We start from the raw sequence: 14,500 nt of genomic DNA on the forward strand, positions 1-14,500 counted from the left end.
AAGCCGGAATTTAGATCCTCTTGCGCTGCCGCAGCGTGAGCCATACAGCGCTAGGCCAAACGCTCGCCCAGACCGGTTCAATGAGACGGCGATCGATCCTACTAGACGCAAATACATTGCCAGGACCACCCACAGTGGAAAGCCACTCTGCCCCGTAACGCCCCACAACTCTTCACCGCCGACCGGCCGCGCAGTTGTACGAGCGTGCAAAAGGACACTAGGAGGCTTAATCGCTCATTGCGTTCCTGAACGCTCCGCGGACGCCCTAGTGCCGTACTCCTGGCTTTGCAGATGAGGCCTTCCACCGGCCGGGAGGGCTGGTAAAACGCAAAAAGAAGAGGGCGGTGGTATACCGTCCTCTTCTTCTTGTTTGTATTTTGTTGTGTTTTTGTTGTTTGGTGTCGGCGGTGACTTACTCTCCCACAACCTCCCGGTTGCAGTACCATCAGCGTGTGCAGGCTTAGCTTCCGGGTTCGGAATGGGACCGGGCGTTTCCCTGCAGCTATTGACCACCGACAAACCTTCAGAACATTGTTTCCCTCTTCATGGGTGTCTGGGTGTTGTGTCAGATACTGCATAGTGGACGCGGTCACGACAGTGACAAATTTGTTTCTTGTTTTGTTGCTTTTTGCCAGCACACATAGTGTGTGTTGGTGTTTGTTGTGGTCAATTAGTACCAGTAGCCTTCACACCTTACAGTGCGTCCAGGTCTGGCCTATCTACCCTATCGTCTTTAGGGGACCTTAACGAAACCTCATCTTAAAACAGGCTTCCCGCTTAGATGCTTTCAGCGGTTATCCCTTCCGTACGTAGCCAACCAGCGATACCCCTGGCGGGATAACTGGCACACTAGAGGTACGTCCGTCCCGGTCCTCTCGTACTAGGGACAGCTTTCTTCAAGTTTCAACGCGCGCGGCGGATAGAGACCGAACTGTCTCACGACGTTCTGAACCCAGCTCGCGTGCCGCTTTAATGGGCGAACAGCCCAACCCTTGGGACCTACTCCAGCCCCAGGATGCGACGAGCCGACATCGAGGTGCCAAACCATCCCGTCGATATGGACTCTTGGGGAAGATCAGCCTGTTATCCCCGGGGTACCTTTTATCCGTTGAGCGACACCACATCCACAAGTAGGTGCCGGATCACTAGTCCCGACTTTCGTCCCTGCTCGACATGTCTGTCTCACAGTCAAGCTCCCTTGTGCACTTACACTCACCACCTGATTGCCAACCAGGCTGAGGGAACCTTTGGGCGCCTCCGTTACATTTTGGGAGGCAACCGCCCCAGTTAAACTACCCACCAGGCACTGTCCCCAACCCAGATCATGGGCCAAGGTTAGATGCTCAATCCGATCAGAGTGGTATTTCAACAACGACTCCACCACCACTAGCGTGATAGCTTCCAAGTCTCCCACCTATCCTACACAAACCGAACCAAACACCAATACCAAGCTATAGTGAAGGTCCCGGGGTCTTTTCGTCCTGCCGCGCGTAACGAGCATCTTTACTCGTAGTGCAATTTCACCGGGCCTGTGGTTGAGACAGCAGAGAAGTCGTTACGCCATTCGTGCAGGTCGGAACTTACCCGACAAGGAATTTCGCTACCTTAGGATGGTTATAGTTACCACCGCCGTTTACTGGGGCTTAAATTCTCAGCTTCGCCAACAACGTTGACTAACCGGTCCTCTTAACCTTCCAGCACCGGGCAGGCGTCAGTCCATATACATCAACTTAACGTCTTCGCATGGACCTGTGTTTTTGATAAACAGTCGCTTCCCTCTATTCTCTGCGACCCCACAACGCTTAACACCGCAAGGATGCTCACATCGTAGGGCCCCCCTTCTCCCGAAGTTACGGGGGCATTTTGCCGAATTCCTTAACCACAGTTCACCCGAACGCCTTAGTATTTTCAACCTGACCACCTGTGTCGGTTTAGGGTACGGGCCATACACACACATCGCTAGAGGCTTTTCTCGACAGTACAGGATCACCACCATCAACCCCAATGGGTCTACGCATCACGCCTCAACCAAAATGTGCGGCGGATTTACCTACCACACGGTCTGCACGCTTACACCACCAATCCAATAAGTGGCGTGGCTACCTCACTGCGTCACCCCATCACTTGAACCACACATCAGGCCCCACGACATCAACACCACCAGACTTCAAAGAAGACCAGCAATGCATCCGCGGTGGTTAGTATCAGTGCTTTATCATGGGCGCGCATGTACGGGTACCAGAATATCAACTGGTTATCCATCGACTACGCCTGTCGGCCTCGCCTTAGGTCCCGACTCACCCTGGGAAGACGAACTTGACCCAGGAACCCTTAGTCATCCGGCGGATAGGATTCTCACCTATCAATTCGTTACTCATGCCTGCATTCTCACTCGCACACAGTCCACGCCTCCTTACGGTAACGCTTCAACCCATGCACGACGCTCCCCTACCCAACAAAAAAATTGTTGCCGCGGCTTCGGCGGTGTACTTGAGCCCCACTACATTGTCGGCGCAGAACCACTCGACCAGTGAGCTATTACGCACTCTTTCAAGGATGGCTGCTTCTAAGCCAACCTCCTGGCTGTCTTCGCGATCCCACATCCTTTTCCACTTAGTACACCCTTAGGGGCCTTAACCGGCGATCTGGGCTGTTTCCCTCTCGACTATGAAGCTTATCCCCCACAGTCTCACTGCCGTACAACACAATTAGTGGCATTCGGAGTTTGGCTGACATTGCTAAGATTGTAGTCCCGCTCAACCAACCAGTCGCTCTACCTCCACCAAGCTATAATACGACGCTGCACCTAAATGCATTTCGGGGAGAACCAGCTATCACGGAGTTTGATTGGCCTTTCACCCCTACCCACAGCTCATCCCCGCAGTTTTCAACCTACGTGGGTTCGCGCCTCCACAACCTCTTACAGCTGCTTCACACTGGCCATGGGTAGATCACCCCGCTTCGGGTCCAGGACATGCCACTTGACACCCCATTAGGATTCGGTTTCCCTACGGCTACCCCACACGGGTTAACCTCGCGACATGCCGCTGACTCGCAGGCTCATTCTTCAAAAGGCACGCCATCACACACACGGTGCTCTGACGGATTGTAAGCACATGGTTTCAGGAACTATTTCACTCCCCTCCCGGGGTACTTTTCACCATTCCCTCACGGTACTCATACACTATCGGTCACACTGAGTATTTAGGCTTACCGGGTGGTCCCGGCAGATTCACAGCAGATTCCACGAGCCCGCTGCTACTCGGGCAACCCAACAACCCACACATCATCATCTTCAGCTACAGGACTCTCACCTACTCCGGCAGGCCATTCCAAACCACTTCACCTAACAACAATGCGCAAGCACGATGATGGTAGTCACCGCACATCAGGGCCCACAACACCGCACACACAACCCCTACCAGGTATCACATGCACACGGTTTAGCCTCATCCACGTTCGTTCGCCACTACTAGCAGAATCATTATTATTTTCTTCTCCTACGGGTACTGAGATGTTTCACTTCCCCGCGTAAACCCCCACAACAGCTATGAATTCACTGAAGGGTAACCCCACATAACCAGGGCCAGGTTTCCCCATTCGGACATCCTCGGATCAACGCTTAATTGACAACTCCCCGAGGCTTAACGCAGCCTTTCACGTCCTTCATCGGCTCAGCATGCCAAGGCATCCACCATGCGCCCTTAATAACGAACACACAAACCACCACACACAAAAAGCGCGGGCGGCCACACAAGTGAACTTGACAAAATAAACACAAAAAAGAAATCACACAAACACACACAACACACCACACACAAAGCGCAGCACGTCATACGTGTTTAATGCTCGCGTCCACTATACAGTTCTCACACAACACCCCAACCATCAACCAGCACACACACTGTGTCCACCAGTCATATGGTCAGGCACCAAAAAAAGGGGATAATGCCCCAGACACCCAACAATGCACCAACATACAAACAAATACTTTTTTTCAAACTGTGCACGACACTGTGTGTCACAAAGCGCCATTCAAACACTCGGTCTTTGTCTTAAAGGTGTATCTTCCACCCGGAAATTTTCAAACAAATAACGTTGGCAGCATGACACTCGCACACTCAACCAACACCCACCACAAAGTGGCAGGACAAGGCACAACTGTGCCCGAATAATAAAGCTCCTTAGAAAGGAGGTGATCCACCCGCACCTTCCGGTACGGGTACCTTGTTACGACTTCGTCCCAATCGCCGATCCCACCTTCGACGGCTCCCTAACAAGTTTGGGCCACCGGCTTCGGGTGTTACCAACTTTCATGACGTGACGGGCGGTGTGTACAAGGCCCGGGAACGTATTCACCGCAGCGTTGCTGATCTGCGATTACTAGCGACTCCGACTTCATGGGGTCGAGTTGCAGACCCCAATCCGAACTAAGGCCGGCTTTCAGCGATTCGCTCCACCTCACAGTGTCGCTGCGCGTTGTACCGACCATTGTAGCATGTGTGAAGCCCTGGACATAAGGGGCATGATGATTTGACGTCATCCCCACCTTCCTCCGAGTTGACCCCGGCAGTCTCTCATGAGTCCCCAACCAAATGCTGGCAACATAAGACAAGGGTTGCGCTCGTTGCGGGACTTAACCCAACATCTCACGACACGAGCTGACGACAACCATGCACCACCTGTACACCAGCCACAAAGGGAAAGACTATCTCTAGCCCGATCCGGTGTATGTCAAGCCCAGGTAAGGTTCTTCGCGTTGCATCGAATTAATCCACATGCTCCGCCGCTTGTGCGGGCCCCCGTCAATTCCTTTGAGTTTTAGCCTTGCGGCCGTACTCCCCAGGCGGGGCGCTTAATGCGTTAGCTACGGCACGAAAGTCGTGAAAAGACCCTCACACCTAGCGCCCACCGTTTACGGCATGGACTACCAGGGTATCTAATCCTGTTCGCTACCCATGCTTTCGCTCCTCAGCGTCAGTAACTGCCCAGTAACCTGCCTTCGCCATCGGTGTTCCTCCTGATATCTGCGCATTTCACCGCTACACCAGGAATTCCAGTTACCCCTACAGTACTCAAGTTATGCCCGTATCGCCTGCACGCCCGGAGTTAAGCCCCGGAATTTCACAGACGACGCGACAAACCACCTACGAGCCCTTTACGCCCAGTAATTCCGGACAACGCTCGCACCCTACGTATTACCGCGGCTGCTGGCACGTAGTTAGCCGGTGCTTCTTATCTAGGTACCGTCACAAAAAGCTTCGTCCCTAGCGAAAGGAGTTTACAACCCGAAGGCCGTCATCCCCCACGCGGCGTCGCTGCATCAGGCTTGCGCCCATTGTGCAATATTCCCCACTGCTGCCTCCCGTAGGAGTCTGGGCCGTATCTCAGTCCCAATGTGGCCGTCCACCCTCTCAGGCCGGCTACCCGTCGCCGCCTTGGTAGGCCATTACCCCACCAACAAGCTGATAGGCCGCGAGCTCATCCTACACCGAAAAAAACTTTCCAACCATCACACTAAAAATGGCTCCTATCCGGTATTAGACCCAGTTTCCCAGGCTTATCCCGAAGTGCAGGGCAGATCACCCACGTGTTACTCACCCGTTCGCCACTCGAGTACCCTGCAAGCAGGGCCTTTCCGTTCGACTTGCATGTGTTAAGCACGCCGCCAGCGTTCGTCCTGAGCCAGGATCAAACTCTCCACAAAAAAATTTCAGAACAAATCCGAAACAGGCCGTGAAAAGCCCGAAACCCAACAAAAGAACAAACCACCACAAACCACACAAAATGCAGCTCATGCTGGCGTCCAAAAAATTACTACAAAGAAAAAATAAACAGTCCCCTCAACCCGACGGGGTCAAAAAGAGGAAACCAAAAAAGGTAAACACAATCACATGCCAACCAATCCATCTCAATGCAGCCGAAACACCAAACAGCATTCAAAAAGGTACGTGTTTCACATACCCAACCGGCACACACCAACCAACAAACCACTAAGCCTGCTGGCAGACAAACCAATCAACACACAACCATGCACACAAAAAATAAAAAGTACATTGGCACACTATTGAGTTCTCAAACATCACCACCAACCAACAAAAAATTAACTTCCCGTTAACCTCTCATCGGCAGCCCGTACAAACTTACTCAACTCAAAGAACAAAGTCAAATCATCGAACCAAGTCCGTACAAAATGTCACCATCAAGTAACCTCCCGGCTACCTCTCAGCGACTTCGATAAAGCTACACCCCACACCTAGAAACACACAAATCCCCTGGTAAATGGCCAATAACCGTTACCAAGGGATCATGTAGCTACCTTATTGACACGAAGCGTGACGGCATTAGGAAGGATTCACAACCCGTGCCCCAGCGAAGCGCTTCTTGCCCTTGCGCAATACCAGCCACGAGCCATGCAGGAGGTCTTGGGAAGACGGAGACCATTCGATGTCCTCGATGCGCTGGTTATTCACGTATGCACCGCCTTCACCCACAGTGCGGCGCGCGGCACCCTTCGATTTCTCCAATCCCGCACCTACCAATAGATCCAGGATCGTGGCATCCGAGCTGACTTCCGCTACCTCGGTCTCCTGCAATGCAGAAGACAGGGTGGCCTCGTCCAAATCCTGTAACTCCGCCTTACCGAACAAAGCTTGAGAGGCCAGCTCCACTGCTTCGGTGGCTTGTGCGCCGTGGACCAGTGTGGTCATTTCTCGCGCCAACACTCGCTGCGCCTCACGCTTGTAGGGTTCCTCCTCTACCTTGCGCTCCAGATCCGCGATCTCCTCCTGAGTCAAGAATGTAAACCAACGCAGGTAATCGATAACCACCGCGTCTCCAGCATTAATAAAGTACTGGTACCAGGAGTATGGGCTGGTCAGCTGCGGATCCAACCATAGCTTGCCGCCGCCGGTGGATTTGCCGAACTTATTACCCTCGGCGTCCGTCACCAGCGGTACCGTCAGGCCGTGGACTTTCGCACCATTCACGCGCCGGTTCAGATCCACACCGGAAACGATGTTGCCCCACTGGTCGCCACCGCCAATCTGCAGGACACAGTCGTACTCATTGTGCAGGTGCACAAAGTCGTTAGCCTGCAGCAGCATGTAGGAAAACTCGGTGTAGGAAATGCCATCGGACTCCAAGCGGCGCTTAACCGTATCGCGGTCCAGCATGGTATTCAGCGAGAAATTCTTACCGATATCGCGCAGGTACTCGATGACGTTGATCTGGCTAATCCAGTCCGCGTTGTTCACCATCACCGCTGGGCTTGAAACGTCACTCTCATCGGTGAAGTCCACGAAAGATTCAAGTTGTGTCTTGATCATCTGCATATTCTCTGCGATCTGCTCTTCCGTGAGCATAGAACGCTCCCCAACATCACGTGGGTCACCAATCATTCCCGTCGCACCGCCGGCCAGCGCGATTGGACGGTGGCCGAATTGCTGAAAGCGTTTCAGCATAATCAGTGGTACTAGGTGCCCAGCGTGCAGCGAGCTTCCCGTCGGATCGAAACCGCAGTACAAGCTGATCGGGTTCTCTGTGGCCTCTTTCAAAGCCTCCAAATCCGTGGACTGGTTAATGAGCCCGCGCCATTCCAGTTCGTCAACAATGTTCGTGTTGTTAGTCATACGTAGGTGCTCCCCTGTTCCCTAATTATCTAAGTGTCTGCTTTTCCAGAGCGTGTGGCTTTAGTTACTTGGACCCAATGGGCCAGTCCTTAGCCTCGTCCACCAGCAGGACCGGAATGCCGTCCTGCACCGGATAGGCCTTGTTCAGCCTAGGGTTAACCAAATAGTCGCCGTGATCCTCCAGCGGTTGCTTGTCGATCGGGCACGCGAGGATCTCTAGGAGCTTCTGATCAATCATGCTGTTAAGTCTAACCCGTGCCCCAGCCATCCCACCGAGTGACTCTCTGTAGTTGTTTACCGCTTTTCTACTTTGCTCATTGAGGCTGTCCAATCAACCGTCCGCCCTAGGACTTAACACGCGGGTGCTGTGCGTTACAGTAGGAAGTGCAACCGAACACGGGCGCTCGAGGTATCGAGCTGAGATCGCGCTGTAATCCCCGCGCGAGTACCGCTAGAACCTGCCTGGTTAGAACCAGCGAAGGAAGAATGAGGAGAGACTTTTATGACGGATCCGTCTACACAGCACACCCGCACTACCATCCCGAATGACGACTATGGTGCGGAAATCCACCCGAAGCACAGCTTCGCCCCCATCGAAAAGCAGGTGGAATCCTTCGGCAAGACCTTCACCCTACAGGTGCCGGAAACCGAAGTTCAGCTGGACGATTCCCCAACGGGCCCGAATCCACCGCAGAAGCTCTACCGCACTCGCGGCCCCTGGGCCGAACCGACCGAGGGCCTGGAGGCTTTGCGCAGTGAGTGGATCGAAGCCCGCGGTGATGTAGAAGCCTACGAGGGCAGGCGCCGCAACCTGTTGGATGACGGTAACCGCGCCCTCAAACGTGGCGAGGCCAGTGACGAATGGAAAGGCGCTAGCCGCCAGACGCTGCGGGCCAAGGAGGGCAAGCGCGTAACCCAGATGCACTACGCCCGCCAGGGTATTATCACCCCGGAGATGGAATACGTCGCACTGCGCGAACACTGCGACGTAGAAAAGGTGCGCGAGCAGGTTGCCTCCGGCAAGGCGATCATCCCGAACAACATCAACCACCCGGAATCTGAGCCGATGATCATCGGCAATGCCTTCAATACGAAGATCAACGCCAATATCGGTAACTCCGCGGTGAGCTCGTCCATCCGCGAAGAGGTAGACAAGCTGCGCTGGGCCACCCGCTGGGGTGCAGACACCGTAATGGACCTATCCACCGGTAACGACATTCACACCACTCGCGAGTGGATCATGCGCAACTCCCCGGTACCGATCGGTACCGTGCCGATTTACCAGGCACTCGAGAAAGTCGACGGCGTGGCCGAGGACCTGACCTGGGAAATCTTCCGCGATACCGTGATCGAACAATGCGAACAAGGTGTGGACTACATGACGATCCACGCCGGCGTACGCCTGCCCTTCGTGCCGCTGACCACCAAGCGCGTAACCGGCATCGTTTCCCGCGGCGGTTCCATCATGGCCGGCTGGTGCTTGGCTCATCACAAGGAGTCCTTCCTGTACGAGAACTTCGACGAGCTGTGCGAGATCTTCGCCAAGTACGACGTTGCGTTCTCTCTGGGCGACGGCCTGCGCCCAGGCTCCATCGCCGATGCCAACGACGCAGCCCAGTTCGCTGAGCTGAAGACCATCGGCGAGCTAACCCACCGCGCCTGGGAGTACGACGTTCAGGTCATGGTCGAAGGCCCAGGCCACGTGCCGCTTAACATGGTGCAGGTTAACAATGAAAAAGAGCAGGAATGGTGCGGCGGCGCACCGTTTTATACCCTGGGGCCGCTGGTCACCGATATTGCGCCTGGCTACGACCACATTACCTCCGCCATCGGTGCGGCCAATATCGCCATGGGAGGTACCGCAATGCTGTGCTACGTCACCCCGAAGGAGCACCTTGGCCTGCCGAACAAGGACGACGTGAAGACCGGTGTAATTACCTACAAGGTCTCCGCCCACGCCGCCGACGTCGCCAAGGGCCACCCTGGCGCCCACGAGTGGGACGATGCGATGAGCAAGGCGCGCTTCGAGTTCCGCTGGCACGATCAATTTGCCCTGTCCCTAGACCCGGATACTGCCCAGTCCTACCACGACGAAACTCTGCCCGCGGAGCCGGCAAAGACCGCTCACTTCTGCTCGATGTGTGGACCTAAGTTCTGCTCCATGCGGATCAGCCAGGACATCCGCGACGCATTCGGTGACAAGATCGATGAGGCTCTGGCCACCGACCAGAAGCAAACGCTAGTCAAGGACCTCGGCTTGCCAGGCTTCGGGCGCCAGAGTGTAGACGGAGAACGCGTCACTAATACCGAAGGCGAAGAAGAAATGGCCGAGGAGTTCCGCCGTGCGGGATCCAAGCTGTATCTAGACCGCAATGAGGCCAAGGAAGTGGCCGAGGATCTGGAGAAGGAAGCAGCGATCCCCAGTGAGCGCTAAGCCTCGCCCTGCTGCGCAGGGTAGCCACCTGGATCTGCGGTGCTACCACGTTACGGGAGCACCGCAGGAAAAGGTCGTCCAGGTTGCCGCGGCAGCGGCCGCCGGTGGTGCGGGCGTGATTCAAGTGCGCAGCAAGCCCATCAGCGTGCGCGATCTGACCGCCCTAGCTATCGACGTTGCCGCGGCAGTCGAGGAAGCCAATCCGGCAACGAAGGTGCTTATCGATGACCGAGTGGATGTAGCGGCCGCCCTAATGGATGATCACCACATCCACGGCGTACACATCGGCCAAGACGACTTGAACCCGCACCTGGCGCGGCAGATTCTTGGCGAGGATGCGATCATCGGGCTGACCACCGGAACCCTAGAGCTAGTGCAGGACGCTAACGAGTACGCAGATGTGATCGACTACATCGGTGCCGGTCCGTTCCGCCCCACCCCGACGAAAATCTCCGGCCGCACTCCGCTGGGGTTGGAAGGCTATCCCCCACTCGTGGCGGCCTCGGCCGTTCCGGTCGTGGCAATCGGTGATGTACAGGCCACCGATGCCGCAGCACTGGCCCAAACCGGTGTGTCTGGTGTGGCGATTGTGCGCGCCTTCATGGACTCCGATGATCCGACTACCTTGGCGACCACGGTTGTGCAAGCTTTCGATCGGGTGAACGGGAATGCAGCAATCGGTTCACATGAATAACACTGTTCTCAGCCCGGGCAACCACCCCGATAGTCAGAAGCTACGCGCGGAGCACGCCATCATTGGCGCGGGAATCATCGGGCTGGCCACGGCATTCGAATTGGTGGAAGCGGGCGTATCCCCACAAGAAATTGTCGTGGTCGATCCCCAGCCCATTAGCGGTGCCACGTTCGTGGCCGGTGGCATGCTGGCGCCGGTTGCGGAGGTGCAATACCGGCAAGAGCCGCTGTACCCGCTGATGGTGGCTTCGGGCGAGATGTTCCCCCACCTGCTGGCCAGGTTGGGTAAGAAAACTACCGCACCGACCGGGCACCGCAGTGAATCCACCCTGGTGGTGGGTGCCGACCGCGCCGATGGCGTCCATATCCGCGAGTTGCTGGCGCTGCAGCAAAGACACGGTATGGATGCCCAGGCGCTGACACTACGGCAAGCCCGAAGGCTAGAGCAGGGGCTAAGCCCCCAGTTGGCGGCGGCAGTGGAAATCCCGGGCGACCATCAGATCAACCCGCGCATGTTCAGCGCGTGCCTGTTGGACTACCTGCAGCAAGCCGGAGTTCGCTTCGTGGCGACGGCCGCAACGCGCATCAACGGGCACGATGTACAGCTCACCGATGGCCGAGTGGCCACCGGCGACACGGTCTATCTCTGCAACGGGCTAGGTGCCAAAGACGTAGACGGCTGGTTCGAGGGTGTCAATCCCCTAGCGCTACGGCCGGTGCACGGTGACATGCTGCGGCTGCGGGTCCCAGACGCGCTGGTGCACACCAGTGGCGAACCGCTTACCCGAGTGGTGCGCGCATTCGTGGAGGACCGGCCGGTTTATGTCATCCCCCGCACCGATGGCACCATCGCCGTCGGTGCAACCAGCCGCGAAGACAACCGCAAAGGTCCTCCTGTAGACGGTGTGCACACGCTTCTTCGAGACGCCATCCGCGTAGTTCCTGGGCTAGAGGATTGCGAGTTCATCGAAGCCATCGTCGGCGCCCGGCCCGGCACACCAGATGATCTGCCCTACCTTGGCAAGGTGCGCGACGGGCTGGTGATCTCCACCGGCTACTTCCGCCACGGAATCCTGTTGTCCGCCTTTGGGGCTAAGGTAGGTGCCCAGTTGGGGTTGGGCACCTACCCCGCCAACGGGTTGGAGATAGACATCTCTGCCTGCGATCCACTACGCCACGCCCGATACAGCCCACCCCGATAGCCACAAAAGAAAGGAATAAGCACCATGGAATACACGCTTAATGGAAAGCGCCGCAGCAGCGAGGGGCATATCACCGTGGCTGCCGTCGTAAAAGCAGAGACCGGCGATGCCTCGCCGAAAGGCGTCGCCGTGGCCGTCAATGGCGACGTGATCCCAGCCAGCGACTGGTCTTATGAAGTTACCGACGGCGATGAAATGGATATCCTGATCGCCGTGCAGGGCGGGTAGGGCTTTACTCATGCTTTCTATCGCAGATAAACAATTCGATTCGCACCTAGTGATGGGAACCGGCGGGGCAAGTAGCCAGGCTATGTTGGAACAATCCTTAGTTGCCAGCGGTACACAGCTGACCACCGTTGCCATGCGTAGGCACAGTGCCACGAGCGCTAGCACCGGTGGGGAATCCATCTTCGAGCTCTTGCAGCGATTGGGCATTGACGTGCTGCCCAACACTGCTGGGTGCCGCACCGCTCGGGACGCAGTAACAACCGCCAAGCTAGCCCGCGAGGCGCTGGGCACCAATTGGGTGAAGGTGGAAGTTATCGCGGATGACCATACGCTTCTGCCCGACGTGGTAGAGCTCGTGGATGCCTGCGAGATGCTGGTTGCTGAAGGATTTGTGGTGCTGGCATATACCAGCGACGATCCGATCGTCGCCAAGCGTCTAGAAGACGTGGGCGTGGAAGCGGTGATGCCTTTAGGCTCGCCCATCGGCACGGGCCTAGGCATCCTGAACCCGCACAACATCGAGCTGATCTGTTCGCGCACCCATGTTCCCGTGCTGCTGGATGCCGGTGTGGGCACGGCCTCCGATGCTGCACTGGCCATGGAGCTGGGCTGCGATGGCGTGCTTTTAGCGAGTGCTATTAACCGCTGCCAGGATCCCATGGCGATGGCCACTGCAATGAAATACGCCGTGGAAGGTGGCCGGTTGGCCCGGCAAGCTGGCCGCATTCCGAAACGGCAGCACGCCGTGGCCTCGTCATCATTCGAGGGGTTGGCTAGCTGGGAAGACAAAGTCCTGTAATGAGCCCACTGCCCCGTGAAGAGTTGTACAGAGTAGCCCGCCAAACCCTATTGCCTGGCTTCGGCATCCCCCAGCAAGAGGCGCTGCACGGCACCCACGTGTTCGTCATCGGCGCTGGCGGATTGGGCTGCCCCCTGATGCAGCAGCTAGCTGCCGCCGGTGTTGGCGAAATCTCTGTGATCGATGACGACACGGTGGATCTCACTAACATCCACCGCCAGATCCTGTTCGGCACCCACGATGTGGGAAGGCCCAAGGTGGACGTCGCCGCCGAAAAGCTCCGGCAGCTGCAGACCGGCATCGTAGTACATGCGATTCGCGACCGTTTTACCGTCGACAATGCCGTGGGCTACCTTCGTGGGGTGGACATCCTAGTGGATGGTTCTGACACGTTTGCCACCAAGTTCCTAGCAGCGGATGCTGCGGAGATCACAGGCACCCCGCTGGTGTGGGGCTCGGTGCTTCGCTACCGGGGCGACTGCGCAGTGTGGTGGTCTGGGCCCGGCGCCGAGTCCGGCGTGGGCATGCGCGACCTCTATCCCCTGCAACCCGACCCAGATTCCGTGCCGGATTGCGCCACCGCCGGTGTGCTGGGCGTAACCACCAGCGTGGTCGCGGGCTTGATGTCCACCGAGCTAATCCAGTTCGCAACCGGCATGAACCACGACCGGGTGGGCTTGTTGAGCATCTACGATGCCCTGACCGCCTCCATCACTCACTTCCGCGTGCCCCACGACCCGGCACGCGAGCTAACCATACAGCTGCAGCAAGACTACGGTAGCGCAGCTTGTGCCGTGCCGGATGCCGATGCTGCCGCTGCCGCTGCCACTGCCCCCGAGATGTTCGAAGATCTGCGCGACGGTGCCACGGCCATCGACGTGCGCGAGGCCGGGGAGGCTGCCATAGATGATTTCTTTTTTGCTGCCGGCACAGAGCATTACCATTTACCAACCTCCGTGTGGCAGGACGATCCAGAGGTGGCGCGCTGCCTGCTCGATTCCCTGCAGGCCGAAGGGCAGCGCAAAGCGTGGGTATACTGTGCTTCCGGCAAGCGATCGGCCAACTTCATCTCGACCTTCGCCGCGGATGCAAAACAGCGTGGTATTAATATGCTAAACGTCGCAGGCGGCATAACAAGCCAGCCCGCAGCGTTCCACGGAATACCTAAGCACTAGCTAGACAATGATGTCGATGACAAGGTGATTCGGGTTTTCCGGTAGGTCCACCTTGAACTTCGCGTTGGATTCATAAAAAGGTGCTGGGGAGTCACCTGTTTAGCACAGAGTATCCAGACTTTACATAGAATCCAGATTCAGGAGGGCCATTTCATCGCGTGGCCTACCAGAATTACTGGAACGTCATCTTCAATGGGATAGGCAATGCTAGGAACGCTCATTGACAAGGACTTGCTTATCTTCCGGATATATCAACAGGCCCTTGTCCTGCGGACGGACAAGTACCTCGAGCAACTTTGGGTCAAGACTCTTACATCTAATCCCAGCGGGTAGAGGGA

At 56.5% G+C, this 14,500-nt stretch carries 8 protein-coding genes, 3 rRNA genes and 1 pseudogene; 6 read left to right on the forward strand and 6 right to left on the reverse strand.

Annotation, left to right across the window (positions count from 1 at the left end; genetic code table 11):
- Positions 1-399: 399 nt before the first annotated feature.
- The 5 genes from rrf to I6I12_RS07095 all read right to left on the reverse strand — a co-directional run bounded on the left by rrf (position 400) and on the right by I6I12_RS07095 (position 7,869).
- Positions 400-517, reverse strand: a 5S ribosomal RNA gene (gene rrf / locus I6I12_RS07075).
- A gap of 134 nt (positions 518-651) precedes the next feature.
- Positions 652-3,718: ribosomal RNA gene (locus I6I12_RS07080) — 23S ribosomal RNA — on the reverse strand.
- A gap of 470 nt (positions 3,719-4,188) precedes the next feature.
- Positions 4,189-5,707 (reverse strand): 16S ribosomal RNA (locus I6I12_RS07085).
- The 16S, 23S and 5S rRNA genes sit together here, the layout of an rRNA operon.
- A 637-nt stretch (positions 5,708-6,344) precedes the next feature.
- A complete protein-coding gene (gene tyrS / locus I6I12_RS07090; RefSeq protein ID WP_023021619.1) occupies positions 6,345-7,631 on the reverse strand; it encodes a tyrosine--tRNA ligase in 1,287 nt (428 codons plus the stop codon).
- 64 nt (positions 7,632-7,695) lie between these two features.
- Complete coding sequence (locus I6I12_RS07095) at positions 7,696-7,869, reverse strand: Trm112 family protein (RefSeq protein WP_034656461.1); 174 nt, start codon at positions 7,867-7,869, stop codon at positions 7,696-7,698.
- A gap of 264 nt (positions 7,870-8,133) precedes the next feature.
- On the opposite strand from I6I12_RS07095, the gene thiC reads away from it, so the two are divergent.
- From thiC to I6I12_RS07125, 6 genes are read left to right on the forward strand one after another with little or no spacing between them, the layout of a single operon-like run.
- On the forward strand, positions 8,134-10,065 hold the full coding sequence (thiC, locus tag I6I12_RS07100; RefSeq protein WP_023021621.1) for a phosphomethylpyrimidine synthase ThiC: 1,932 nt from the start codon (positions 8,134-8,136) through the stop codon (positions 10,063-10,065).
- Between the two features lie 28 nt (positions 10,066-10,093).
- On the forward strand, positions 10,094-10,759 hold the full coding sequence (locus tag I6I12_RS07105) for a thiamine phosphate synthase (protein WP_034656487.1): 666 nt from the start codon (positions 10,094-10,096) through the stop codon (positions 10,757-10,759).
- Entirely contained in the window at positions 10,752-11,960 is a 1,209-nt protein-coding gene (thiO, locus tag I6I12_RS07110) for a glycine oxidase ThiO (RefSeq protein WP_200287551.1), read from the forward strand. Before I6I12_RS07105 ends, thiO begins: the two co-directional genes overlap by 8 nt.
- Before the next feature lie 24 nt (positions 11,961-11,984).
- Positions 11,985-12,188, forward strand: coding sequence for a sulfur carrier protein ThiS (gene thiS / locus I6I12_RS07115; RefSeq protein WP_200287553.1), 204 nt, complete (start codon positions 11,985-11,987; stop codon positions 12,186-12,188).
- 10 nt (positions 12,189-12,198) lie between these two features.
- On the forward strand, positions 12,199-12,987 hold the full coding sequence (locus I6I12_RS07120) for a thiazole synthase (RefSeq protein WP_023021625.1): 789 nt from the start codon (positions 12,199-12,201) through the stop codon (positions 12,985-12,987).
- On the forward strand, positions 12,987-14,162 hold the full coding sequence (locus I6I12_RS07125; protein ID WP_200287554.1) for a ThiF family adenylyltransferase: 1,176 nt from the start codon (positions 12,987-12,989) through the stop codon (positions 14,160-14,162). Before I6I12_RS07120 ends, I6I12_RS07125 begins: the two co-directional genes overlap by 1 nt.
- 137 nt (positions 14,163-14,299) lie before the next feature.
- On the opposite strand, the pseudogene I6I12_RS12000 reads toward I6I12_RS07125, so the two are convergent.
- A pseudogene (locus I6I12_RS12000) lies at positions 14,300-14,483 on the reverse strand (Trm112 family protein).
- Positions 14,484-14,500 lie beyond the last annotated feature (17 nt).

The sequence above is a fragment of the Corynebacterium kefirresidentii genome, from assembly GCF_016599755.1.
Lineage (GTDB): Bacteria > Actinomycetota > Actinomycetes > Mycobacteriales > Mycobacteriaceae > Corynebacterium > Corynebacterium kefirresidentii.